Annotated in this window: 21 protein-coding genes and 2 riboswitches; of the genes, 10 read left to right on the top strand and 11 right to left on the bottom strand. The window is 71.9% G+C overall.

The annotated features are described in order from the left end of the window. The first annotated feature begins 95 nt into the window (after positions 1-95). Positions 96-842, top strand: a complete 747-nt coding sequence (locus ACYVKZ_RS07440) for an NADPH-dependent FMN reductase (RefSeq protein ID WP_460991466.1) — start codon at positions 96-98, stop codon at positions 840-842. Positions 843-955: 113 nt separating this feature from the next. Here ACYVKZ_RS07440 and acs read toward each other — a convergent pair whose 3' ends face one another. Next, the gene (acs, locus tag ACYVKZ_RS07435) at positions 956-2,914 is read right to left on the bottom strand and encodes an acetate--CoA ligase (protein WP_460991464.1); all 1,959 of its coding nucleotides are present in this window, start codon (positions 2,912-2,914) and stop codon (positions 956-958) included. A 7-nt stretch (positions 2,915-2,921) separates the two neighbouring features. Continuing rightward, positions 2,922-3,019, bottom strand: a riboswitch (SAM riboswitch). A 141-nt stretch (positions 3,020-3,160) separates the two neighbouring features. Next, a riboswitch (SAM riboswitch) is annotated at positions 3,161-3,272 on the top strand. A gap of 40 nt (positions 3,273-3,312) precedes the next feature. Between acs and ACYVKZ_RS07430 the strand changes: the two genes are divergently transcribed. From ACYVKZ_RS07430 to ACYVKZ_RS07420, 3 genes are all read left to right on the top strand, one after another. Then, on the top strand, positions 3,313-3,795 hold the full coding sequence (locus tag ACYVKZ_RS07430) for a flavin reductase family protein (protein WP_460991462.1): 483 nt from the start codon (positions 3,313-3,315) through the stop codon (positions 3,793-3,795). 93 nt (positions 3,796-3,888) lie between these two features. Then, positions 3,889-4,800 (top strand): oxygenase MpaB family protein, encoded by a 912-nt coding sequence (locus tag ACYVKZ_RS07425; RefSeq protein WP_460991460.1) that lies wholly within the window; start codon positions 3,889-3,891, stop codon positions 4,798-4,800. A 125-nt stretch (positions 4,801-4,925) separates the two neighbouring features. After that, positions 4,926-5,219, top strand: coding sequence for a DUF503 domain-containing protein (locus ACYVKZ_RS07420; protein ID WP_460991458.1), 294 nt, complete (start codon positions 4,926-4,928; stop codon positions 5,217-5,219). A 25-nt stretch (positions 5,220-5,244) separates the two neighbouring features. On the opposite strand, the gene ACYVKZ_RS07415 is transcribed toward ACYVKZ_RS07420, so the two are convergent. From ACYVKZ_RS07415 to ACYVKZ_RS07405, 3 genes are all read right to left on the bottom strand, one after another. Further along, positions 5,245-5,706: a hypothetical protein gene (locus ACYVKZ_RS07415; protein ID WP_460991456.1), complete on the bottom strand. Its 462-nt coding sequence runs from the start codon at positions 5,704-5,706 to the stop codon at positions 5,245-5,247. Positions 5,707-6,170: 464 nt separating this feature from the next. After that, positions 6,171-6,581 carry a VOC family protein gene (locus ACYVKZ_RS07410; protein WP_307008163.1) on the bottom strand — a complete coding sequence of 137 codons (411 nt, stop codon included), beginning with the start codon at positions 6,579-6,581 and terminating at the stop codon, positions 6,171-6,173. A 4-nt stretch (positions 6,582-6,585) separates the two neighbouring features. Beyond that, positions 6,586-7,035, bottom strand: coding sequence for a helix-turn-helix transcriptional regulator (locus ACYVKZ_RS07405; protein WP_460991454.1), 450 nt, complete (start codon positions 7,033-7,035; stop codon positions 6,586-6,588). A 116-nt stretch (positions 7,036-7,151) separates the two neighbouring features. Here ACYVKZ_RS07405 and ACYVKZ_RS07400 point away from each other — a divergent pair, with 116 nt between their 5' ends. Next, complete coding sequence (locus tag ACYVKZ_RS07400; RefSeq protein WP_460991452.1) at positions 7,152-10,292, top strand: alpha-amylase family glycosyl hydrolase; 3,141 nt, start codon at positions 7,152-7,154, stop codon at positions 10,290-10,292. Between the two features lie 166 nt (positions 10,293-10,458). Further along, positions 10,459-11,481 (top strand): zinc-dependent alcohol dehydrogenase family protein, encoded by a 1,023-nt coding sequence (locus ACYVKZ_RS07395; protein ID WP_460991450.1) that lies wholly within the window; start codon positions 10,459-10,461, stop codon positions 11,479-11,481. On the opposite strand, the gene ACYVKZ_RS07390 is transcribed toward ACYVKZ_RS07395, so the two are convergent. Genes ACYVKZ_RS07390 through purS form a run of 4 tightly spaced genes read right to left on the bottom strand, consistent with a single transcriptional unit; the run spans position 11,459 to position 17,327 of the window. After that, positions 11,459-13,894 carry an HAD-IC family P-type ATPase gene (locus ACYVKZ_RS07390; protein ID WP_460991448.1) on the bottom strand — a complete coding sequence of 812 codons (2,436 nt, stop codon included), beginning with the start codon at positions 13,892-13,894 and terminating at the stop codon, positions 11,459-11,461. The genes ACYVKZ_RS07395 and ACYVKZ_RS07390 overlap by 23 nt on opposite strands. Positions 13,895-13,919: 25 nt before the next feature. Continuing rightward, positions 13,920-16,250 carry a phosphoribosylformylglycinamidine synthase subunit PurL gene (purL, locus tag ACYVKZ_RS07385; protein ID WP_460991446.1) on the bottom strand — a complete coding sequence of 777 codons (2,331 nt, stop codon included), beginning with the start codon at positions 16,248-16,250 and terminating at the stop codon, positions 13,920-13,922. Continuing rightward, entirely contained in the window at positions 16,247-17,026 is a 780-nt protein-coding gene (purQ, locus tag ACYVKZ_RS07380) for a phosphoribosylformylglycinamidine synthase subunit PurQ (protein ID WP_460991445.1), read from the bottom strand. Before purQ ends, purL begins: the two co-directional genes overlap by 4 nt. A gap of 4 nt (positions 17,027-17,030) precedes the next feature. Beyond that, positions 17,031-17,327, bottom strand: coding sequence for a phosphoribosylformylglycinamidine synthase subunit PurS (gene purS / locus ACYVKZ_RS07375; RefSeq protein ID WP_460991443.1), 297 nt, complete (start codon positions 17,325-17,327; stop codon positions 17,031-17,033). Positions 17,328-17,554: 227 nt separating this feature from the next. Here purS and ACYVKZ_RS07370 point away from each other — a divergent pair, with 227 nt between their 5' ends. Continuing rightward, positions 17,555-17,971: a YchJ family protein gene (locus tag ACYVKZ_RS07370; RefSeq protein ID WP_460991441.1), complete on the top strand. Its 417-nt coding sequence runs from the start codon at positions 17,555-17,557 to the stop codon at positions 17,969-17,971. 467 nt (positions 17,972-18,438) lie between these two features. After that, entirely contained in the window at positions 18,439-21,579 is a 3,141-nt protein-coding gene (locus ACYVKZ_RS07365) for a S8 family serine peptidase (RefSeq protein WP_460991439.1), read from the top strand. A gap of 156 nt (positions 21,580-21,735) precedes the next feature. On the opposite strand, the gene ACYVKZ_RS07360 is transcribed toward ACYVKZ_RS07365, so the two are convergent. From ACYVKZ_RS07360 to ACYVKZ_RS07350, 3 genes are all read right to left on the bottom strand, one after another. Then, a complete protein-coding gene (locus ACYVKZ_RS07360; protein WP_460991438.1) occupies positions 21,736-22,683 on the bottom strand; it encodes a 3-methyladenine DNA glycosylase in 948 nt (315 codons plus the stop codon). A 58-nt stretch (positions 22,684-22,741) separates the two neighbouring features. Then, on the bottom strand, positions 22,742-23,272 hold the full coding sequence (locus ACYVKZ_RS07355) for a serine protease inhibitor (protein ID WP_460991437.1): 531 nt from the start codon (positions 23,270-23,272) through the stop codon (positions 22,742-22,744). 84 nt (positions 23,273-23,356) lie between these two features. After that, the gene (locus ACYVKZ_RS07350) at positions 23,357-23,812 is read right to left on the bottom strand and encodes a MarR family winged helix-turn-helix transcriptional regulator (RefSeq protein ID WP_460991436.1); all 456 of its coding nucleotides are present in this window, start codon (positions 23,810-23,812) and stop codon (positions 23,357-23,359) included. 86 nt (positions 23,813-23,898) lie between these two features. Between ACYVKZ_RS07350 and ACYVKZ_RS07345 the strand changes: the two genes are divergently transcribed. Both ACYVKZ_RS07345 and ACYVKZ_RS07340 read left to right on the top strand, forming a co-directional pair. After that, the gene (locus ACYVKZ_RS07345; protein WP_460991435.1) at positions 23,899-24,123 is read left to right on the top strand and encodes a hypothetical protein; all 225 of its coding nucleotides are present in this window, start codon (positions 23,899-23,901) and stop codon (positions 24,121-24,123) included. 58 nt (positions 24,124-24,181) lie between these two features. Further along, positions 24,182-24,412, top strand: coding sequence for a hypothetical protein (locus ACYVKZ_RS07340; RefSeq protein ID WP_307008142.1), 231 nt, complete (start codon positions 24,182-24,184; stop codon positions 24,410-24,412). Positions 24,413-24,436: the final 24 nt, after the last annotated feature.

Here is a 24,436-nt window from a genome sequence, read left to right as displayed (position 1 = left end):
CGCATCCGGGGCGAGCGTCCGAAGGATGTTGACGCGTCAACTGTCGACGGGCTACAGTTTCATTGAAATATCAACCAATGATCCTGTGAGGCACCATGTCCTGGCTCAAGAAGCTCTTCGGCAAGACCGACTCGTCCGCAGCCCACCGCGCCCAGGTCGCGGCGTCGGACCCGTCCGCCGCTGCCCCGTCCACCACTGCCCCGTCCACCACGCCGACGACCGGTGCCGCGGAGGGGCCCGCCGCTGTCGTGGGTGCGGGCGACCCGCGCATCGCCGTGGTGACCGGCAGCACCCGCCCGGGCCGCAACAACCGGCAGGTGGCGGAGTGGCTCGTTGCGCGCGCGAACCAGCGCGGCGACGCCTCCTTCGAGCTCGTGGACATCGCCGACTCCAGCCTGCCGCTGCTCGACGAGGCCTATCCCGCCGCGTACGGCAACTACCAGGGTGAGCACACGAAGGCCTGGGCCGCGAAGATCGCCGAGTTCGACGGCTACGTTTTCGTCACGCCCGAGTACAACCACTCGACCGCGCCGGCCCTTGCGAACGCGCTGTCGTTCCTCAACGCCGAGTGGGCCAACAAGGCCGCGGGCATCGTCGGCTATGGCTCGGCGATGGGCGCGAGGGCGGTCGAGCACTTGCGTGGGGTGCTGTCCGAGCTGCAGGTCGCGCACGTCCAGAAGACCGGGATGTTCTCCCTCTTCAGCGACTTCGAGGACTTCTCGGTGTTCAAGCCGACGGATCTGCAGGCTGCATCGGTGGACCCCATGCTCGATCAGCTCGTCTCCTGGACCGCCGCGTTCGCGAAGGTCCGCGCCGGCGAGCTCGAGGCCGCCGCGGTCTGATCCGGGGACGCCACAGACCCCTCAACACCGCGCCAGAGACCCCTCAACCCATCTGAATGGTTGCGGGGTCTCTGGCATCGCCTTGCGGGGTCTCTGGCGACCCCGATGCGCGCTCACCGGGCGGCGAGGACCTTGGCGATCTCGGCGATGCACGGCTCGTTCTGCAGGCTCGTCGTGTCCCCGAGCGGGGTGCCCTCGAACAGCTGCGTGAGCAGGCGGCGCATGATCTTCCCCGAGCGCGTCTTGGGCACGTCCGGCACCACGACGATCTCGCGCGGCTTGGCGATCGGGCCGATCTCCTGCGCCACGTGCGCGCGCAGGGCCGTGGCCAGGTCCGTCTCGAGTGCCGCCGCCGCGTCCGGATTGACGACGACGAATGCCGCCACCGCATGCCCCGTCACCGCATCCGCCACGGGGCAGACGCCCGCCTCGACCACGGCCGGATGCGAGACGAGCGCCGACTCGATCTCGATCGTGGAGAGCCGGTGCCCCGAGACGTTGAGGACGTCGTCGGTGCGGCCGAGGATCCAGGTGTCGCCGTCGGCGTCGTACTTCGCGCCGTCGCCGGCCAAGAACCAGCCCTGAGCGGCGTACTTGCGCCAGTAGGAGTCCAGGTACCGCTGGGGATTGCCCCAGACCGTCCGCGCCATGGCGGGACCGGTCGCGGTGACCACGATGTTCCCCTGCACGCCCGGCGGGACCGGGGTGCCGGCGTCGTCCACGATGGCCGTGGCGAGGCCGGGCAGCGCCGTAGTGGCACACCCGGGCTTGAACGTCGTCGCCGTCTGCCGCGGCGACAGCACCGTCGAGCCGGTTTCGGACTGCCACCACGTGTCCACCATCGGCGCCTCGCCGCGGCCGACCGTCGAGCGCAGCCACCGCCACGCCTCCGGGTTGACCGCCTCGCCCACGGTGCCGCAGACCCGGACCGAGGAGAAGTCGTACTCCGCGGGCACCCCGTCCGGGAACCAGCCCATGAGGGAACGCACCAGGGTGGGCGCGGTGTAGTAGCTTGTGACGCCGTAGCGCTGGATGATCTCGAAGTGGCGGCCCGGGTGCGGCGTGTTGGGTGTGCCCTCGAAGATCACCTGCGTGACGCCGTTGGAGAGCGGGCCGTAGATCTCGTAGGTGTGCGCCGTGACCCAGGCGAGGTCCGCGGTGCACCAGTGCACGTCCGCGTCCCGCAGCGTCGGGTCCGGGTTCGCGAAGAGGTACTCGTGGCTCCATGACGCCTGCGTGAGGTAGCCGCCGGTCGTGTGGACCAGGCCCTTGGGCTTCCCCGTGGTCCCGGAGGTGTACATGATGAACAGCGGCGTCTCGGCGTCGAACGCCTCCGCCTCGTGCGTGTCCGGCTGCGCGTCGACGAGCTCGTGCCACCACACGTCGCGACCCGGCGTCCACGCGATCTCGGAGCCCGTCCGGCGGATCACCAGGACATGTTCGACGGCGTTGTCCCCGCCGGCCGCTCCGCCGCGCACCGCGGCGTCGGCATTGTCCTTGACCGGCACGGCGGTGCCGCGGCGGTGCTGGCCATCGGTGGTGACGAGCAGCTTCGCGCCGGTGTCCTCGACCCGGAAGCGCAGGGCTTCGGCGGAGAAGCCGCCGAACACGAGCGAGTGCACCGCGCCGATCCGGGCGCACGCGAGCGTGATCACCACGGTCTCGACGAGCACGGGCAGGTAGATGACCACGCGGTCGCCTTTGCCGACGCCGAGCGCGAGCAGCGCGTTCGCGGCCTGGGCGACCCGGCGCGCCAGGTCCGCGTAGGTGACGGTGACGCGGTCGCCGGGCTCGCCCTCGAAGTGCAGGGCGACCTTGTCACCGCGCCCGGCGGCCACATGCCGGTCGGCGCAGTTCACGGCGGCGTTCAGGGTCCCGCCCTCGAACCAGCGGATCACGGGCGGCTCGTCCGCCTCGGCGTCCGCGGGCACCCAGGTGTGGGCGGTGTCCCATCCCCGTTCCCATGTGAGGCGCCGCGCGGCGTCCTCCCAGAACGCGATGCGTCCGGGATCCGTCTGCGGGGCGGCCTCCGCGGCGGAGGCAGGCGTGTGGGTCTCGAGGACAGAAGTCATGGTTCTCGCTCCATCGGTCCTGGCGGTAGCACCGGTGTCCCGCGGGCGGGGCCATGGTTGCTGCGGCGTCAGGGAGCCAGGTCTCTCAGCCGCTCGGGATGGTCACCTCACTGTTGCGCGCCCGGCGCAAGTGGGGCAAAAGAGGGCGCGGCCACCGCGTAACAAACATCAATGTTTCGTTCTGTGTCCCCCTCCGGCGGCGGATGGTGGACGCCCCCGAGGCGCCTTCCGTAGGGTGGAAGACAGGATCAAGAGTCCCGGCGCGTAGCTCTGGCTGGCCGGGCGGCAACCCTCTCCCGTAGTGGGGTGCCCCAGATGAGGATCCGGCCGCGGTGGACATCCGCGGCAAGTACGGCGCCCGGGACCGCGGGCGTCCGGCCGTTTCGCTGGAGGAACCCATGACTGCGACCCCGCTCGACCTTGTGACCGGTGCCGACCTGCGCCGCGCCATGGGGTGCTGGGCCACGGGGATCGCCGTCATCACCACCTCGGACGGCGGCACCCTCGCCGGCCTCGTGAGCAACTCGTTCACGTCGATCAGCCTGGATCCGCCGCTCGTCTCGTGGGCGGTGGACAAGAAGTCGAGCTCGTTCGCGACCTGGATCAGCACCGAAAACTACGCCGTGCACATCCTGTCCGAGTCCCGCCGGGACCTCGTGCAGCGGTTCGCGGCGAAGGGGACGGACAAGTTCGCGGGCCTCGCCTGGGAGCCCGGCGTGCTGGGTTCCCCGATCGTGGCCCACGATGTCCCGCGCGTTGAGTGTCGTCTCTGGCAGCGGGTGGACGCAGGGGACCACGTCATCCTGATCGGCGAGGTGGCCAGCATCTCGGACCAGGACGGCTTCCTCCCCCTGACCAACCACGTGTACTGGGCGAAGTAGGCCGACGGCGTACAGCCACGGGCTGCCGGGGCCCCGGCTCCGCCTCTACGGAGGGGGCCCCGGCACACCCGTACCGCGACGTACTCTGGAGGGGTGTCCCTCGATGTGCTCGGGCCGCTGCGGCAGCGCCTCCGTCTGACCTTCGCCGGCGAGTCGGAGACCGTCCCGGCGTGGGAGACCGCGCTCGAGGACGGCGACGACGCGGGCTTCTTCCCGCCTGACTCCACCGTCTGGGCGGTGCATGGCTCGATGTCCACGATCGCCGCGGGCATCCGGGCCCTGCTCACCCAAGCCCTCCATCCCGGCGTCCTGGCCGGCGTCGTGGACCATTCCAACTACCGCGCGGACCCCCTCGGCCGCCTCGCCGGGACCATCCGCTGGATCTTCTCCGTGACGTACGGCGACACCGCGGCCGCGAAGGCCGCCTGCGCGTGGGTGCGCCGGATTCACGAGCCGGTGACCGGCACCTACGTGTCCCCGCGCGGCGACTATGAGCAGTACTCCGCCAACGATCCGGCCCTGGCCGAGTGGGTCCACATCGCCTTCACCGACGCGTTCCTGCGCAGCTACGAGGCCTTCCACGGGCCCGTTCCCGGCGGCGCCGACCGGTACGTGGCGGAGTGGGCCACGGCCGGCGAGCTCATGGGCATCGCGGACCCGCCCCGCACCGAGGCGGCCCTCGCCGACCGCATCAGGGCGTACGACGCCGCGGGGCAGCTCTCCGGCGGACCCCGCGTCGACGACGTGGTCGCCTTCATCCGGCGGCCGCCGCTCGATCCGCTCCTGAAGCCCGGCTACGCGCTGCTCTTCGGCGCGGTCCTCGACACGCTTCCGCCGCGGCATCTGGAGCTGCTGGGGCTCTCGCGCCCCCGGCTCGGGCCCGTGCCGCTGCCGCTGGCCGGCGCCGCGAAGGCGACGCTCGGCGTCGTCGGCCGTGCCCTCGGCCCGATGGCGCCGAGCGAGGCCGCCGCCCGGAGGCGCCTCGCCCGCCTAGGCGTCCTCTGAGGCCCTCCCCGCGGTACCCATCCCCGGCGTCCCCACCCCCGGCCCCCTAGGGTTGAGGGGTCATGTCCCAGCGTTGAGGGGTCATGTCCCTACAGCGCGGGTGTTCCCCGCTGGACAATGGGCGCATGTGGATCGCCTGGATCGAATTCGACCTGCTCCTCGGCGACGTGCACTCGCTCAAGGAGAAGCGCTCCCTGGTGCGGCCGATCGTCGCGGAGCTGCGCCGCCGGTTCGATCTCTCCGCGGCCGAGGTCGGGGACCTGGACCTGCATCGGCGGGCGCTGATCGGCGCCGCCCTCGTGAGCGCGGACCGGGCGCACGCGGTGGAGGTGCTCGACGCCGTCGAACGCTTCGTCGCCGGGCGCCCGGAGGCCGAGCTGCTCAGCGCCCGCCGGCGCGAGGCGCGCAGCGACGACTGACCGAGCGGGCCCGGACTGCAGACGGTCAGCGCACGAAGAGCATGAGCACGTGCAGCGCGCTCAGGGCGACCCCCGCGACCGCCATCGCAGACACCCGCGCCGCCCGCACCTTGGAGCGGGCGAAGGATCCCCACGCGGCGAAGGCCGAGCCCAGGAGGGGGCCGGCGGCGAGGAAGGCGCCGATCCACGGGACGGCGCCGAGGGTCAGGGCCAGGATGCCGAGACCGAGCGCGACCCCGCCCAGGCCGGTCGCGAGCCGGGAGACGGGCTTCGGCGGCCTCCGCTCGGATGCCCGCCGCTGTGGGGCGGGGGCGGCCGACGCCGGGCCGCCTCCAGCGCGGACGACCTCGCCGCGGCGGCTGCCGTCCGGCAGGAGGCCGTCCAGCCCGCGGCCGGACGCGGCCGCGTCGGGCGGGACCCCGTCCGGCCAGTAGGCGCTGGGGTCCCGGTAGGGATTCCGCCGAGGGGCGTTGCCGGGGATGGTCACCGTCCCATTATGGGCGGCGGCCGCCGTGCGTGTCCTCAGGGTTCACCCTGAGCAGACCCCGGATCCGCAGGCGCCCCCCATATGCCCTGCGCTTCGGTCACAGCCCTGCGCTGAAGGCCGGGGCAATGACCGAAGCGCAGGGCATTTCCTCTCCGCGGAGGCGGCGGAGGCCGCGGACATCCCGAGGGAGGCCCAGCGCCTCAGGGCCCCGGCCGAGGCGTACTCCTCCGGCGACACTCCGTACGCGCACGTGAACTCGCGCGTGAGCTGGGCAGCGGGGATGCCGGAGCACGCGGCGAGGGCGAAGGCCGCGACGTCGAGCGGGAGCCGCCGGGCGCCGTCGTGCGCGGCCCGGACCCTCCTCGCGTCGTCCCGGTCGATCAGATCCCGGAGGCGCCGCACCCGCACGAGCTCGCGCGGGCACGGCGCGGGCGCGCGGGCCGGAGCCCACGCGGGGTGGCACATCAGCGCAGCTCTTGGATGCGGACGAGGTTGCCGGCCGGGTCGCGGAAGGCGCAGTCGCGCAGGCCGTAGGGCTGCAGGGTGGGCTCCTGCACCACGTCGGCGTCGGTGGCCTGGACCTTCTCGAACACCTCGTCGAGGTTGGGCGTGGCCAGCAGGATCCACCCGTAGGTGCCCTTGGCCATCATCTCCGCGATGGTGCGCCGCTCGTCCTCGGTGATGCCGGGATCCGTGGCGGGCGGCGCGAGGAGGATGGACGTGCTGGGCTGGCCGACGGGCCCGACCGTGATCCAGCGCATCGTTCCCCGGCCCACGTCCTGGCGGACCTCGAAGCCGAGGGCATCCCGGTAGAACGCCAGGGACGCCTCGGGATCGGTGTGGGGGAGGGCGCTTGCATGAATGGTGAGTTCCATGGCTTCACGGTACGTACGCCGCCGGGAGCCGTGCTTCTTGATTCCTGACCGGTCTGGTGACCTGCTTGGCGATGCACGGGAGCATGCCCGCACTGACGTCGGTGCCCTGGTCGCGGTACACGCTCGGCGGGACCCCGACCAGCTCGGCGAAGCGGGTGCTGAACGTGCCCAGCGAGGAGAAGCCGACGGCGAAGCAGACCTCGGTGACGCTGGGCGCGCCGACGCGCAGCAGCGCCATGGCCCGCTCGATGCGCCGGGTCATCAGGTACTGGTAGACGGACTCGCCGTAGGCGGCACGGAACTGGCGGCTCAGGTGGCCGGCCGAGACGTGGATGCCGCGCGCGAGCGCCTCGACGTTGAGCGGCTCGGCGTACTCCCTGTCGATGCGGTCCCGCACGCGCCGCAGCAGGGCCAGGTCCCGCAGCCGCGGGTCGGCAGGCGCACTGGAGCTCATGACCACGATCGTGGCAGGCGGCCTCCATGCTGTCGAGTGACGCGGGTGTGACCTCCTTGTCACGTGGTGTGACATAGACCATAGTGGGCGGGGTCACTGCTTCCCTGGAGGTCTCCATGCGGTACCGCCCTGTCTGCCCGCGCCCCGTCCGCTCCCCGAGGGCGCGGGCGGCCAGCACCGCCGTCGTCCTCGCGGCCGCCCTCGCCCTCGGCGGTGCCACGACCGCGACGGCCGCCCCGCCGCCGTCGTCCGACGCCGGTGGCCCGGGGGCGGCGCATTCGTTCCGGACGCCGGCGGGCACCGAGAACTACTACTTCGTGATGACGGACCGCTTCGCGAACGGCACTGCGGCCAACGACCAGGGCGGCCTCGGCGCGGATCCGATGGCCTCCGGCTTCGACCCGACCAACAAGGGCTTCTACCACGGCGGCGACCTCAAGGGCCTCACCGGCAAACTGGACTACATCCAGGGCCTGGGCACCACGGCCATCTGGCTCACCCCAAGCTTCAAGAACAAGGCCGTCCAGCCTGAGGACCACAGCGCCGGCTACCACGGCTACTGGATCACCGACTTCACCCAGATCGACCCGCACCTCGGGACGAACGCCGAGCTCGGCGACCTCATCACGAAGGCGCACGCGCGGGGCATGAAGGTCTACTTCGACATCATCACCAACCACACGGCGGACGTCATCAAGTACCAGGAGGGCTCCCGCATGCCCTACCTGAGCAAGACCGCCTCCCCGTACAAGGACGCCTCGGGGACGGCGTTCGACGACGCCGCGGTCGCCGACCAGCCGAGCTTCCCCGCCATGGACCCGGCCACGTCCTTCCCGTACCACCCGTACATCCCCGCCGGCGAGCAGGACGTCAAGGTGCCCGCCTGGCTCAACGACGTGAGCCTCTACCACAACCGCGGCGACTCGACCTTCGCTGGGGAGAGCGCCAACTATGGGGACTTCTCGGGCCTCGACGACCTCTTCACCGAGAATCCGAAGGTCCTCAACGGCTTCATCGACGTGTACAAGAAGTGGATCGGCGACTTCGGGATCGACGGCTTCCGGATCGACACGATGAAGCACGTCAACGACGCGTTCTGGCAGAAGTTCTCGCCGGCGATCCTCGACTACGCCCACTCCGTCGGGAAGAAGGACTTCTTCATGTTCGGGGAGGTCTACGACACCTCGCGCGACTTCACCTCGAAGTTCACCACCTCGGACAAGGTCCAGGCCGTGCTCGACTTCCCGTTCCAGCAGGCGGCGCGCTCCTACGCCTCGGCCTCCTCGCCCGCCACGACCCTGCAGAAGCTCTTCCAGGGCGACGACTGGTACACGACCGCGACCTCGAACGTGTACCAGCTGCCCACATTCCTCGGGAACCATGACATGGGCCGGATCGGCTCCTTCATCGACCAGGACAATCCGACGGCGTCCGACGCCGAGAAGGTGGCCCGCGACCGGCTCGCCAACGAGCTCATGTACTTCTCCCGCGGCAACCCGATCGTCTACTACGGCGACGAGCAGGGCTTCACCGGCACCGGTGGGGACCAGCTCGCGCGGCAGGACATGTTCGCGTCGAAGACCCCGGAGTACCTCGCCGATCCGCTCCTAGGCACGACGGCGACGCACGCCTCGGACAACTACGTCACCACGCATCCGCTCTACACCTCGATCGCGGACCTCGCGCAGGTGGTCAAGGCCAATCCGGCCCTCCGCACGGGCGCCCACCAGGACCGGTACGCCGAGACGACGCCCGGCGTGTACGCGTTCTCGCGCATCGACGCGGCCGCCCAGCGCGAGTACGTCGTGGCCCTGAACAACACCGCCGCGGCCCGCACGGCCGCCGTGCCCACCTATATCGCCCAGCGTCCGTTCGCGAAGGTGTTCGGTGCCGGCGCCGCGGACCGGCTCAAGACCGCGGCGGACAAGACGCTGACCGTGACAGTCCCCGCCTTCTCCGCGGTGGTCTACGAGTCCGCGGGCCGCATCCCCGACTCGGCCGCAGCCCCCGTGCCCACCCTCGGCGCCCCGGCCGCGGTCGGCGGTGACAACACGCGCGTCAACGTCACCGCGGACCTGCCGCACGACTCGTTCTACGAGGTCACGTTCCAGGCCAGGGTCCCCGGCGCCGCGGGAACCGCCGGTCAATGGCACAACATCGGCACCGACGACACCTACCCGTACCAGGTCTTCGACGCGACGAAGGGCATGACGCCGGGCACCCCGCTCGAGTACCGGGCCATCTCGCTCGACAACGCGGGCCACACCGCCACGTCGGCGACCGCCTCCGCCGTCGTGCCCACGCCGGTCGACCCGGACGCGCCCAAGGGCCCCGCGCCGCAGCCGCTCTCGGTGACGGTGGCGGGCGACTTCCAGCACCTCGCCGGCTGCCCCGGCGACTGGGATCCGGCGTGCCAGGCCACCATGGCCCAGTACGACCCGATCGCCTCCGAGTGGCGCCTCACCCTCGACCTCCCGGCCGGGACGTACCAGTTCAAGACGGCGCTCAACGGGTCCTGGACCCAGAATTACGGCGACGGAGGGGCGCCCAACGGGGCGAACATCACGCTCACCCACCCCGGCGGACGGCTCACCTTCACCTACCGGCAGGACACCCACGAGACCTCGGTGTCCGAGCACGCGGCCCAGCCCTCGGCCGTGGCGGTGGCCGGGACGCTCAACACGGCCATGGGCTGCCCGGGCGACTGGCAGCCCGCGTGCCCGCAGGCGCAGCTGGCGTTCGATCCCGCGCAGGGGGTCTGGCGCGGGACGTACACGCTCCCGCAGGGCAGCTACTCCTACAAGGCGGCGCTCAACAAGTCCTGGGACGTCAACTACGGGATGGGCGGCGCACCGAACGGGCCCAACATCTCCCTCGACCACCCCGGGGGCACCGTCGTGTTCAGCTACAACGACTCGACCCACCTCGTGGCGGCGGGCCTGCCCGCCACCCAGCCCTCCTCGGTGAACTTCCCCGGCACCTACCAGCACCTCGCGGGGTGCGCGGGCGACTGGGATCCGGGATGCGCCGCGACCGCGGCCACGTGGGACGCGCGCTCGCAGGGCTGGATCCTGCGGCTCGCTTCGCTGCCTGCCGGTTCGTACTCGTTCAAGGCAGCGATCAACGGATCGTGGGACGTGAACTACGGGACCAACGGTGCCCTCAACGGGCCGAACATCGGCTTCGACCACCCGGGCGGCCCGGTCGCCTTCCGCTACGACCCGACGACCCACCTCGTCACGATCGTCTCGGGCTGACCATCTGGTTGAGGGGTCATGTCCCTGCGTTGCCCGGTCAGGGATGTGACCCCTCAACGTGGGGACATGACCCCTCAGCCTACGGACATGACTCCTCAGCGCGGGGGCGGGGGCGAGGGCCGGTTGCCCCTGTCCTGCCGGGGCGCCGCCGCGCGAGAATGGCGCCATGCGCGCATGGTGGGTGGACCGGCCGGGACCGGCGGCCGGCAGCCCCGGGCCGCTGGCGTTCGGCGAGCGGCCTGATCCCGTCCCGGGCCCGGGGGAGGTCCTGGTGCGCGTCTCGACCTGCGGCGTGTGCCGCACCGACCTGCACCTCGCCGAAGGGGACCTGGACCCACGGCGCCCCGGCGTCATCCCCGGCCACGAGGCCGTGGGCCGCGTCGAGGCGCTCGGGCCGGGCACCACCCTCTTCCAGCCCGGCGACCGCGTCGGCATCGCCTGGCTGCGCGGCACCTGCGGGACCTGCCGGTTCTGCCGCACGGGCCGCGAGAACCTCTGCACAGCACCCCGCTTCACCGGGTGGGACGACGACGGCGGGTACGCGGAGCTCGCCGTCGTGCGCGAGGACTTCGCCTACCCGATCCCGGACGCCTTCAGCGACCGCGAGGCCGCGCCCCTGCTGTGCTCGGGCATCATCGGCTACCGGGCGCTGCAGCGGGCCGCGCTCCCGGACGGCGGCCGGCTCGGGATCTACGGGTTCGGCGGCAGCGCCCACATCACCGCGCAGCTCGCACTGCACCGCGGCGCCGCCGTCTACGTCATGACGCGCGCCCCGGAGGCGCGGCAGCTCGCGCTGGACCTGGGCGCGGTGTGGGCCGGCGGCGCCGACGAGGAGCCACCCGAGAAGCTCGACGCGGCGATCCTCTTCGCGCCCGTGGGCACGCTCGTCCCGCCGGCCCTGGCCGCTCTGGACCGCGGGGGGACCCTGGCCGTCGCCGGGATCCACCTCAGCGACATCCCGTCCCTGAGCTACCAGGAGCACCTCTTCGAGGAGCGGCAGCTGCGCAGCGTCACGGCCAACACCCGCGCGGACGGAGAGGAGTTCTTCCGGTTGGCGGCCCAGATCCCCGTCCGCACCACCACGGTGCCCTACGCCTTTGAGGACGCGGACCGTGCGCTCGCGGACCTCGCCGGGGACAGGATCACCGGGGCCGCCGTCCTCGAGGTCACGCCCGCAGGCGGCGTCTGAGCACCTGGTGGGCCGCCTCGATGACCACGCAGGCGCCGGCGGCGAAGGCAAGGGCCGCGAGGGTCAGCCGCGCGTCCGGGTCCGCGAGCTGGTGGTACTGGAGGGAGGCGGGAACGGTCAGCACCGCAACGGTCCCGGCGTACATGGATCCCACGAGGAGCAGCCGCCAGCGGGTGAGCGGGCGCGCCGCGATCACGAGGACCCAGAGTCCGCTCACGGTGAGGGTGATGAACGCGGCCGCCTCGATCTGCTCCTGGGAGGCGTCCGTGGCCCACCGGCCGTAGGCGTACACCCCCAGGATCGCGGCAGCCATTGCGAGGCCCGAGGGCACCGCGGCGGTGACCGCGCGCCGCAGGAAGCCCGGCACGTAGCGGCGGGTGTTGGGCAGGAGGGCCAGCACGGAGGCCGGGAACCCCAGCATGAGGAAGTCCGAGGTCGAGAGCTGCCGCGGCAGGAACGGGAACGCCCAGGCCAGCGCGCCGAAGCTGATCCCCAGCAGGAACGCGTAGACGGTCTTGGTCAGGAACAGCCGGGAGACCCGCTCGATGTTGGCGATGACCCGCCGCCCCTCCGCGACCACCGCCGGCAGCCGCGAGAACCGGCCGTCGAGGAGCACGAGCCGGGCCACCGCCTTGGTCGCCGGCGCGGCCGTGCCCATGGCGATGCCGAGGTCCGCCGCCTTGAGCGCGAGCGCGTCGTTCACCCCGTCCCCGGTCATCGCCACGACGTGGCCGCGCGCCTGCAGGGCCCGCACCATGGCCCTCTTCTGCTCCGGCCCGACCCGGCCGAAGACGCTGTGCCGCTCGAGTGCGTCCGCCAGCTGAGCAGGATCCTCGGGCAGCGTCCGCGCGTCCACCGGGTCCGCCGCGTCCATTCCCGCCGCCCTCGCCGCGGCCGCGACGGTGCCCGGGCTGTCCCCCGAGACGACCTTGAGGTCCACTCCCTGCTCGCGGAAGTAGGCGAGGGTCTCGGCCGCGTCGGGACGCAGGCGCTCGCGGAAGGCGAGCACGACGGCGGCCCGCACCCGGGCGGGCAGCGCGCCGTCCGCGGGGAGCCGGTCGGCACGGCACAGGACCACAGTGCGCAGACCCCGCTCCGCGGCCTCGGCCGCTGCCTGCCGGACCGGGGCGGACGCCGGGTCCTGTCCGAGCAGGGCCTCGGGGGCGCCGAGCAGCCACGCGCCGTCCGCCGTGCCGCCGTCGAACTGGACCGCGCTCCAGCGGCGGGCGGACGAGAACGGGATGACCCGGGAGGGGGCGCGGTCCGGCGGCGCCGAGAACCGTTCGGCCAGGGCCGCCGCGGTGGGATTCGCGTCCGGGTCCGCGCCGATCCAGGCCAGGGCACGGTCCCAGCCCGGCAGCGGTCCGGCCGGCCCGTGCACCGGGATGGCGTCCTCGACGTGGATCCCGCCCTCGGTGAGGGTCCCGGTCTTGTCGAAGCACAGCACGTCCACGCGGGCGAGCACCTCGACGGCGGCGAGCTCCTCGACCAGGACGCGCCCGCGGGCGAGGCGCACGGCCGCGACGGCGAACGAGACCGTGGTCAGGAGGGCGAGGCCCTGCGGGACCATGATGGTCACGGAGGCGACCGCGGCCACGAGGGCGTCGCGCCAGGCACCGGACTCGAAGGACGCCGCCCATCCGCCGGCGGCCTGCAGCTGGCCGTTGAGCACCACGGCGATCATGGGCACGATCACGAGGCTGATCCAGCGGACCACCCGGGCAAGGGCGTCCCGCAGCTCGGACCCGACCTCGGTGAAGCGCCGCGCCTCGGCCGTGAGCCGCTCGGCGCGGGAACCGGCCCCGAGGGCCGTCACGCGGATGCTGCCGTGGCCCGCGACCACGGACGAGCCGGAGGAGACCGGCGAGCCGACGGCCTTCGACACGGGCGCCGACTCGCCGGTAAGCATCGACTCGTCCACGTCGAGCTCCTCGGCGCCCAGCACCGTGCCGTCCACGGGGATCTGGTCGCCGCGGCGGAGGAGCACGACGTCGTCCATCACCACCCGATCGGGCGCCACCTCCGCGGGGGCACCGGACCGGAGCACCCGGACCGGGCTCTGCTCGAGCACCGCGAGGCGGTCCAGCCGCCGCTTGGCCTGCAGCTCCTGGACGAAGCCGATGGTGATGTTCGCCGCCGCGGCGGCGAGGAACATGAGGTCCAGCCACCGGCCCAGCGCCACGAGCGTGGCCCCGCACAGGCCCAGGATGAGGTTGAAGACGGTGAAGAGGTGGCTCCGGGCGATCTGCCACACCGGGCGCGAGGTGCGCCGGTCCAGGGTGTTCACGAGCCCGGCGGCCTCGCGCTCGGCCACGGCGGCGGCGTCGAGCCCGAGGTCCGGGGGCGCCACGGACGGCAGCGGCCCCGCCGGGGACGCGGCGTCGGAACGCGCTCTGTCCTCTGGCGGGGCCACCGTGGTCTGCCTCGTCGGGCCCGGGTCAGCCGAAGTACTTCGGGAGGGTCCCCTCGTGGGCCTCGCGGAGCTCGTCGATCGGCAGGTCGAACAGGCCCTGCACCTCGAGGCTTGTCGCGAGCACGTCCACGATGCCGAGGCGCACCACCGGGTAGTTCCGGGCGGAGGCCATGTCGTTGAACCGGACCTCCTCCGAGCGCGGCACGGCGACGAGCGCACGGCCCTGGGACTCGGAGAAGAGCGCCGTGAACGCGTCCACGCCGTCCCGCTCGCACAGGTCCCCGAGCGCAACCCGGGCCCCCACGCCGAAGCGGAGCACCATCTCGGACAGGGCCGCGGCGAGGCCGCCCTCGGAGAGGTCGTGGGCCGAGTCGATCATGCCGTCCCGCGAGGCGTTGATGAGGATCGCGCCGAGCGTCTTCTCCGCCTCAAGGTCCAGCGCCGGCGGGAGCCCGCCGAGGTGGCCCCGGAGATTGGCGAACTCGGAGCCATCGAGCTCGTCGCGCGTGGCGCCGAGCAGGTAGACCGCCTGCCCGTCCGCGTTCCTCTGCCAGCCCGAGGGAGTGCGGCGGTCCACGTCGTCGAATCGGCCGAGGACGCCGACCACCGGGGTGGGGTGGATCGGCGTGGTGCCCGTCTGGTTGTAGAGGGAGACGTTGCCGCCGGTGACCGGGATGCCGAGGACCTGGCAGGCGTCGGCGAGGCCGCGGACGGCTTCGGCGAACTGCCACATGACCTCGGGGTCCTCGGGGGAGCCGAAGTTGAGGCAGTCGGTGACGGCCATCGGGACGGCGCCCGAGGTGGCGACGTTGCGGTAGGACTCGGCGAGGGCGAGCTGCGCGCCCGTGTAAGGGTCGAGGTAGGCGTAGCGGCCGTTGGCGTCGGTGGAGAGGCCCACCCCCATGCCGGTCTCCTCGTCGACGCGGATCACGCCGGCGTCGTCGGGCGAGGCGAGGGCCGTGTTGCCGCCCACGTAGTGGTCGTACTGCCTGGTCACCCACGACTTGTCGCACATGTTCGGGCTCGCCATGAGCTCGAGGACGGCGGCCTTGAGCTCCTCGCCGGTGGCGGGCAGGCCCTTGCCGGCCTCGGAGGCGCGGAAGGTGTCCGCCTGGACGCCGTCGAGCCACTCGGGGCGGTGGAACGGGCGGTGGTAGACGGGACCCTCGTGGGCCACGGTGCGCGGGTCGACGTCCACGATCGTCTCGCCGTCCCACGTGATGATGAGGCGGCCGGTGTCCGTGACCTCGCCGAGCCACGAGTACTCGACGTCCCACTTGTCCATGACCTTCTCGAACGCGGCGACGTTCTCGGGCGTCACGACCGCCATCATGCGCTCCTGCGACTCGGACATGAGGATCTCGCCCGGGGTCAGGGTGGGGTCGCGCAGGAGCACATCGGTCAGCTCGACCTGCATGCCGCCCTCGCCGTTGGAGGCGAGCTCACTCGTGGCGCAGGAGATGCCCGCGGCCCCGAGGTCCTGGATGCCCTCGACGAGGGAGTGCTTGAACAGCTCGAGGCAGCACTCGATGAGCACCTTCTCGGCGAACGGGTCGCCGACCTGGACGGCGGGCCGCTTGGACGGCTTGGAGTCGTCGAAGGACTCGGAGGCGAGCACCGAGGCGCCGCCGATCCCATCGCCGCCCGTGCGGGCGCCGAAGAGGACCACCTTGTTGCCGACGCCGGAGGCGTTGGCGAGGCGCAGGTCCTCGTGGCGGAGGACGCCGACGGCGAGCGCGTTCACGAGCGGGTTGGCCTGGTAGACCGAGTCGAACACGACCTCGCCGCCGATGTTCGGCAGGCCGAGCGAGTTGCCGTAGCCGCCGATCCCGGAGACGATCCCGTGCACGAGGCGGGCAGTGTCGGGGTGGTCCACCGCGCCGAAGCGCAGCGGGTCCATGACGGCGACGGGCCGTGCGCCCATCGAGATGATGTCGCGGACGATCCCGCCGATGCCGGTGGCCGCGCCCTGGTAGGGCTCGACGAAGGAGGGGTGGTTGTGGGACTCGACCTTGAACGTGACGGCCCAGCCGTCGCCGAGGTCGGTCACACCGGCGTTCTCGCCGATGCCCACCATCATGTCCTTCTTCATCTCGTCGGTGAGCTTCTCGCCGAACTGGCGCAGGTGCACCTTGGAGGACTTGTAGGAGCAGTGCTCGCTCCACATCACCGAGTACATGGCGAGCTCGGCGGCGGTGGGGCGGCGGCCGAGGAGCTTGACGATCTCCTCGAACTCGTTCTCCTTGAGGCCGAGCTCGGCCCAGGGCAGCTCGGTCTCCGGCGTCTGCGCCGCGTGCTCGACGGTGTCGATGTTGAACTTGCGGGCGGTCACGGCGTTGGTGTTCCCTGCGGTCACTTGGTGCCCCCTGCGACGAGCGTGGTCAGGACGGACGTGAAGAACCCGAGCCCGTCGGTCGAGTAGTCGCCGGAGTCGGCGCTGAGCGGCCCGAAGCCGGGCTCGACGGCGTGCTCGGGGTGCGGCATGAGGCCCACCACGTTGCCCGCGGCGTTGGTGATGCCGGCGATGTTGCGGCGCGACCCGTTCGGGTTCCAGCCGACGTACCGGAAGGCGACCCGGCCCTCGCCCTCGAGCTCGTCGAGCGTCTTCTCGTCCGCGACGTACTGGCCGTCCTGGTTCTTCAGGACGATCGTGATCTCCTGGCCGACCTCGTACTGGTTGGTCCACGCGGTGGACGCGTTCTCGACCCGTAGCACCTGGTCGCGGCAGATGAACTTGAGGTGGTCGTTCTTGATCATCGAGCCCGGCAGGAGGTGGCTCTCGGTGAGGACCTGGAAGCCGTTGCAGATGCCGAGCACGGGCAGTTTGGCGTCCGAGTTCGCGGCGTCGACGATCCGGCCCATCAGCGGGGCGAACCGGGCGATCGCGCCGGCGCGGAGGTAGTCGCCGTAGGAGAAGCCGCCGGGGAGCACGACGGCGTCGACGTCTCCGAGCGCGCTGGGCGAGTCGTCGGCGTGCCAGAGCGGGACGGGGGTCGCGCCCGCGAGGCGGACGGCGCGCGCGGCGTCGCGGTCGTCGAGCGTGCCAGGGAAGGTCACGACGCCGATCTTGGCGCCGGAGAGCGGGGCCGGCTCGGGCCCGCGCAGGTCTGCGATGAGGGGAGTCTCGCTCATGTGTTCAGTCCACCTCGGCGGCGTCGGCGTCCGCGCGCACCTCGGCGCCGTCCTCGGGCACGACCTCGACGTTGACGACGTCCTCGATGACGGGGTTGGAGAGCATCGTCGCGGCCGCGTTGCGGGCCTGCTCGAGGATCTCCTCGGTCACGGGGCCCTCCACGGTCAGCTCGAAGCGCTTCCCCTGGCGCACGCCGCTGAAGGCGGTGAAGCCCAGCCGCGGCAGGGCGCCGACGATGGCCTTCCCCTGCGGGTCAAGGATCTCGGGCTTGGGCATGACGTCGACAACGATCCGCGGCATCGGGACAGGCTCCTGTGGATAGGGGAGGGGGCACCCCAATTCTACCGGAGGGGTCCCGCCGGCCCGCGACCCGGGTCCCTCATGAAGCGGCGAGCGCCCGGCGGTGACGCGGGCCACAGGCCGCCCGGTGTGGCGGCCGGCCGCCCGTGGCGGCCGGACCGGCGGGCCGGCAGCCGGATCAAGGGGCACTTCCGGGCGTGGAGCGTTGCCTCGCTACGCTGGTCGGCATGCCCCTCCACACCGACTCCCGCTGCCCCTGCGGCAGCGGCGACACCTACGGCTCCTGCTGCGGCCGGTTCCATCAGGGCCGCGCGCACGGCGCGGCCGCCCCGACGGCGGAGGCGCTCATGCGTTCCCGTTACAGCGCCTTCGCGATTGGCGGCCCCGAGATGGCCCAGTACCTGCTCGCGACCTGGCACCCGTCCACCCGCCCGGCCGCGCTGGAACTGGACGGGACGATGCACTGGCGACGCCTCGACGTCATCCGCGTCGATGCCGGCGGCCCCTTCGATGCCGAGGGGACGGTCGACTTCGCGGCGCACTGGCGCGACGGCGCGGCGCGCGGCGTCCAGCGCGAGCACTCCCGGTTCGTGCGCGAGGGCGGACCCTGGCTCTACCTCGACGGCGAGGTCGAAGCGGACTGAACGTGCGGGGGTGCCACGAGAGGAGGGGCGCGCCGTCACTGGCGCGCCCCTCGTTGGCATCTGGTTTTCTGTTGAGTGATTGACGTGAAATCCGGCCTCTTCGGATCCGGACCGCTCGGGGCTCGAGGCCTTAGCCCAGCTGCGGTGTTCCGGCGTCTGCATCCCTCGCTGCCTGTGCCTCCTTGCATGTCGTCGTCGTACTCAAGAGGACTGAAGAAGTACCCAGAAATATACTCCGGCGCTAGGGCAGAAGCGCCTGAGAAATAGGGCACATTTGCGTTGTCTTTTGATCCGCACTGCGGCGGCGGTGCCGATCTGGCATTTTCCTCGGCGCTCCTGTGACAGCGCTGTGAACAAGCCGTGACGCAGCCGAGAAATTACTGGTGTGAAGCAGTCGCTTCGGGTAGCTTGGGTGTCATTCCGCCCCGTGGCGGAAGTCACATCGCCCCAGTGAAAGGTCTCATCGCGTGAAGAGACAACCCCTTCGCGGCGCCGGGCCGCGCCGGCAGCGCCTGGCTGCGTTCGCCGTCGGCATCCCGCTCGCCTTCTGTGTCGCGGCTGCGCCCGCGCACGCCGCGCCGGACATCACGCCGGCCGCACCGTCGGCGGCGCCGTCCGCCGACACCGGCAAGGTCTACGAGGACGGGCGCTACATCGTGGTGCTCGCCGAGCAGGCCGTGGCCGCCTACGACGGCGGCACGCCCGGCTACGCGCCGACCAAGCCGGGCAACGGCCGCAAGGTCGACGCGGGCGCCCCCAACGTCAAGGCGTACGACGCGCACCTGCGCAAGGCCCAGCGCGACGTGGCCGGCAAGCATGCCGTGAAGGTCGGGCAGCAGTTCACGACGGCGCTCAACGGCTTCACCGCCACCCTCACCGGCGCGCAGGCTGCCTCCCTCGCCAAGGACTCCAAGGTCCTCACCGTCGCCAAGGACGAGCAGTCCGCGCCGGACTACACCTCCAACGACTTCATGAAGCTCACCGGCCCGCAGGGGGCCTGGGCCACGCAGTTCGGGGGAAAGGCGAACGCCGGCAAAGCGACCGTGGTCGGCGTCATCGACACCGGCTACACCCCGAGCAACCCGTTCCTCACGGGTGAGCCGGTCAAGCCCCTGGCCCCCGGGGCCACGCCGCAGGTCGGGGTCCCGTACCGCGATGCCGACGGCACCGTCGCCATGCTCAAGGGCGACGGCCAGACGTTCAAGGGCGAATGCCAGCCCGGCCATGGGACCGGTGCCGCGTTCGACGGGTCGGCGTGCAACTCCAAGGTGCTCTCGGCTCGGTACTTCGCCGATCCCTTCCTGGCCAGCGTCGCCCCCGAGCACCGCGCCCCGGAGGAGCTCATCTCCCCGGTGGACGTCGGCTCCCACGGCACGCATACGGCGTCGACCGCCGCGGGCAACGCGGACGTGCACATGAGCATTTCCGGCACCGACTTCGGCGTCAGCTCCGGAGTTGCGCCGGCCGCCAAGGTCGCCGTCTACAAGGTCTGCTGGGAGGACGACGATCCCAACACGGGCGGCTGCTACTCCTCCTCCTCGGTCGCGGCCATCGACGCGGCGATCACGGACGGCGTGGACGTCCTCAACTACTCGATCTCGGGGAACACGGACTCGACCACGGACCCGGTGGCGCTCGCGTTCCTCAACGCCGCCTCCGCCGGGATCTTCGTGGCGAACTCGGCCGGCAACTCCGGCCCGACCCCCTCGACGGTCAACCACGCCGCGCCGTGGGTGACCTCGGTCGCCGCCAGCACCTTCCCGGGCGACCTCGTCGGCACGGTCGTGCTCTCCGACGGCTCCAAGTACCGGGGGGCGACCGTGATGAGCGGCGAGGTCAAGGACAGGCAGCCGGTCCTGGCCGCGGACGCCGCGGCGGCCGGGGCGCAGGACGCTAACCTCTGCATGGCAGGCACCCTCGACCCGGCCAAGGTGACCGGGAAGGTCGTCGTGTGCGACCGCGGCATCAACGCCCGCGTGGACAAGAGCGCCGAGGTCAAGCGGGCCGGCGGCGTGGGGATGGTCCTGGTCAACCTGACCCCGAGCTCCGAGGACTCCGACCTCCACTCGGTCCCGACGATCCACGTCAACGCCCCCGACGGCCCAGCGCTCAAGGCCAAGGTCGCCGCGGACCCGGCGCTGACCGTGAGCCTCGTCAAGGGCGACCTCACCGGCAAGCCGGCCAGCCCGGCGCCGCAGATCGCCGGGTTCTCCTCGCGCGGGCCCTCGCTCGCCTCCGGCGGGGACCTGCTCAAGCCGGACGTGTCCGCCCCGGGCGTGAATGTCCTCGCGGGCGTCTCCCCGATCGCGAACAACGGCGAGCAGTTCGGCTTCATGTCCGGCACCTCCATGGCCTCCCCGCACATCGCCGGCGTGGGCGCCCTCGTGCTCGGCAAGAACCCGGCATGGACGCCGGCCATGGTCAAGTCCGCGATGATGACCACGGCGTACCCGCTGGTCAACGCGGACGGCACCCCGGATACCAACCCGTTCGACGGCGGCGCCGGCCACGTGGACACCACCAAGGTCACCGATCCGGGCCTCGTGTACAACGCCGGGACCAAGGACTGGCTCGCGTTCCTCAACGGCCAGGGCTACCCGACCGGCGCGCCGCAGGCCGGCTCGGTCGAGGCGAAGGACGTCAACCTGCCCTCCTTCGCCCTCGGCTCCCTCGTGGGCGAGGTCCAGGTCACGCGGAAGATCACGGCCCTGGTGCCGGGCATGTACCGGCCCAAGGTGAACCTGCCCGGGATCGACTTCCACGTCGAGCCGCAGGCGCTGAACTTCGCCAAGGCTGGCCAGACCCGCGAGGTCACGATCACCATCAAGAACGTCTCGGCGCCCAACGGCACCTTCACCACGGGCTCGCTCTCGTGGGTCGGCCCGCGCACGGTGACCTCGCCGATCGCGATCCGCCCGGTCGAGGCCAAGGTGGACCCCGCCTACAGCTTCTCCTCCGCCACGGGAACCGGGTCCGGCACCTTCACCGTGACCTCGGGCTCCAACAGCCCGATCCCGGTGGGCCTCGAGGGCCTCGCGCCGGTCGCCCAGAAGGCCGTCACCAAGGTTCCCGGACCCGTCGCCGGGGCAAACGACGCCTCCAACGGACTGGTCTCGGTCGCGGTCCCCGCGGGCCAGAAGACCGCCCGGTTCGTGCTCAAGGCCGCGGACAGCAGGACCGACTGGGACATGTACGTCCTCGCGCCCAACGGCTCCGGGGGCCTCAAGCAGCTCACCGCTGCCACCGGGTCGGCGAGCGAGTCGCTCGAGATCCCGAACCCGATCGCGGGCACGTACTACATCATCGCCAACCTCTTCGCGTCGCCGGGGAACGGCGCCACGGACGCGGTGATCCAGGCGGCCGCCTGGGCCGGCGATGCCGGGAATGCGACCGCGACCCCGAACCCGCTCGTGGCAGCCAACGGCAGCCAGGCCACGGAGACCCTGGCCTGGAATGGGCTCTCCGCCGGCGCCTACATGGGCCGGCTGACGTTCGGCTCGAGCGGAGTGACGAGCTGGATCGATCTCACGGTCGGCTCCGGAGCGGCGGCCTCGGCTCCGGCCGGCGCCCCGACGATGTCGACCGCAGACAAGGTCCCTGGCCGGTGATCCGCTGACCCCAGGGCCCGGGAGACCGGGCCCCGGCTCGGCTGACCACACCCGAGGACTGCCCCGCAGCAGCCGTCGCACGACGGAGGCTGCGGGGCAGTCCGCGGCGGGGAGTCACTTCCGTCGCGGCGCGCGCCCGTCCAAGGGCGAGCTGCCTCAGGCGAGGACGGCCTCGAGGGGCGCGAGCGCTGCCGTGAGCCGCTCCCGCAGGGCCGCCGCCTCGGAGGCGAAGCCGCGCTGTGCCTCGACATACGCGGCCTTCCCGGCCGGCGTCTCGATCCGGATCGGCTCGAAGCCCCAGTCTGAGAGGTCGTACGGAGAGGCCTGCATGTCCATGGTCCGCACGCGCCACGCAAGTTCGAAGCAGTCCATGAGCAGCTCGCCCGGGACGGCGGGGCCGAGCTTGTACGCCCACTTGTAGAGGTCCATGTTGGCGTGGAGGCAGCCGGGCTGCTCGAGGTCGCGCTGGCTGGCGCGGGTGGGCTGGAGTTCGTTGAGCGGGGCGGCGTCCGGCGAGTAGAAGCGGAACGCGTCGAAGTGCGTGCAGCGGATGCGGTGCTCCTCGACCACCCGGTCCGTGCCGTCCGCGCCGAGCCGCAGCGGAAGGTACTCGTGCCGGATCCCGAACTTCTCGCTCCGGTACGCCATGGCCCACTCGTGCAGCCCGAAGCATCCGAAGTTCGCAGGGCGGGATGCTGTCCCGCGCAGGATGATCCCGCAGAACCGGACCGTCTCTTCCCGCTCGGCGGCGTACGCGGGCAGGTCGAGCACCACGGCGGGGGCATCGTCCGCGATCCCGGCCGCCGCGCGCTCGTCAGGGGTGAGGGGGCGGTGGTGCTTCCAGTCCAGGCGCTCGCTGACGGCGTCGCCCACGAGGGCGACCCCTGCGCCCGGGTGCCAGCGGCCCAGCTGCCCGGGCTTGTGCGTGTAGTACGTGAAGAGGAAGTCCTCGATGGGGTGCTTCCTGCGCGCGTTGCGCCGGTCGACGAACGGCTCGGCGAAGCGTGCCGCACGAGCAGCATAAGCCTGAGCGCGTGGGAGCCACTCGTCCTGCGCCAGGACGGCGTGCACGGACGCAGTGGGGCTCGGGGCGGGGGAGGGCATCGGACAATTATCCCCCGAGGTCCCGGGGCCCCGCACCTCTGGGCGGGACAGGCTGCGGCTAGACGGCGCCGCCCGGCGAGCCGAGGAGGGGGACCGCGATCTTCCAGGCCGAGATCCCGCAGCCGTCGGTGCGGGTGAACCGCCGGTCCACGGGCGTCCCGTTCACCGTTCCCGTCACGGTGGCGACCTCCGGGCCGCCGTACTGCTGGGTGCACACCTGATCCTTGGGCGGCGGCGCGAGCACCTCCGGGCGGGCGGCTACCAGGGCGCAGGCCGCGGCCCCGGTGGGATGGGTGCTGCCCGGGAGCAGGTCGGCGCCTGAGCAGCGCAGCGTCCACCGCTGCTCGGGCTCGCCGGGGGCACGCACGACGACGACCTGCAGCTCCGCTGTGGCCGCGCCCGGGGTGCCGCCGGCGGTGCTGGACGGCACGGCGCCCGACGCGCCCGCGGAGGGACTGGACGTTGCGGACGGCTGCGAAGGGCCGCCTCCCGGGGGGCGCTGCGGCCCCGGGGAGCACGCGGCGAGCACCACGGTGGCGGCGGCGAGCCCCCGCAGTGACGGGACCGCGAGACGACCGATGAACCCCATGGCTTCCCTCCTGGCGTGATGCCTCCACTGTGCCACGGCCGGGTGCGCCGGGCCCCCTCCACGGGGGAGGGACGGGGAGCGGAATCAGACGGCGGCATCGGCCTCGCGGCTGGCCTGCGCGGCGGCGATGAGGCGCATCATCGAGCCGTGGAGCTCGGCCGCCTCCTCCCGGCTGATCCCGAGCCGGGCCATCATCGTGGTGGGCACCGCGAGGGCCTGCTCCCGCAGGGCGCGGCCCCTGGGCGTCAGGGCGACGTCGAGTGCGCGCTCGTTGCCCTGCTGCCGGGCCCGCGTGAGGAATCCGGCGCCCTCGAGCCGCCTGAGCAGCGGGGTGACGGTGGCGGGTTCGAGGAGGAGGGCCTCGCTGATGTCCTTCGCGGTGCGCGGGGACCGCTCCCAGAGGGCCAGCATCACGAGGTACTGGGGATGGGTGAGGCCGAGCTTCTCGAGCACGGGCCTGTAGGAGGCCACGACGCTGCGGCTCGCGACACTGAGCGCGAAGCAGAGCTGCCGTTCGAGGAGGAGGTCGTCGTCGTTCATCTTGGCCTTTCGATGGCCTTCAATTAATTAGTTCACTAATAATGAGGGTACTATCTGGGTATCCGGTGTGAGGAAGGAAGGATGCCATGTCGGAGGACAACTTCGCCCAGCGGTTCATGCGTGCCACGGGGAAGCTGCGCTTCTTCTTCGGCCCCGCGAACCGCAGCTCGTCCACGCACGAGATGACCGAGGTGAACAAGAGCCTCCTGCTCCTGCGCGAGGCCGAGGCGCAGCAGTTCGAGACCGTCACGCGCCCCGACGGCAGCACCTACGTGGTCCCGAAGGACCCCGGGGACCAGTCGCTGCGCTGACCATTCCCCCGATCGCCCCCGGGCGTACAATTCCCGTACCGGAAGGGGGTGATACGAGATGCCCCACTCGCACAGGGTGCTCGATGCCTTCACGCACCTCACCGACCGCGCCGCTGCGGTCTGGGGGCCCGCATCGCACAGCGACATCGGTGCGCCGGTGGTCCACAAGCACGACGACTTCGAGCAGGCCTCCGAGTCCGAGCTGCTGACGTTCGACGTCGAGACCGACTCCGAGGGACACCACTACGCGGTCCGCAAGGACGAGAGGCCTCCGATGACCCACCACTGACTCCGCCTCTGGCGAGGACGACGA

It is taken from the genome of Sinomonas soli, assembly GCF_054782415.1.
This window is presented reverse-complemented; position numbering and strand designations above follow the sequence as displayed.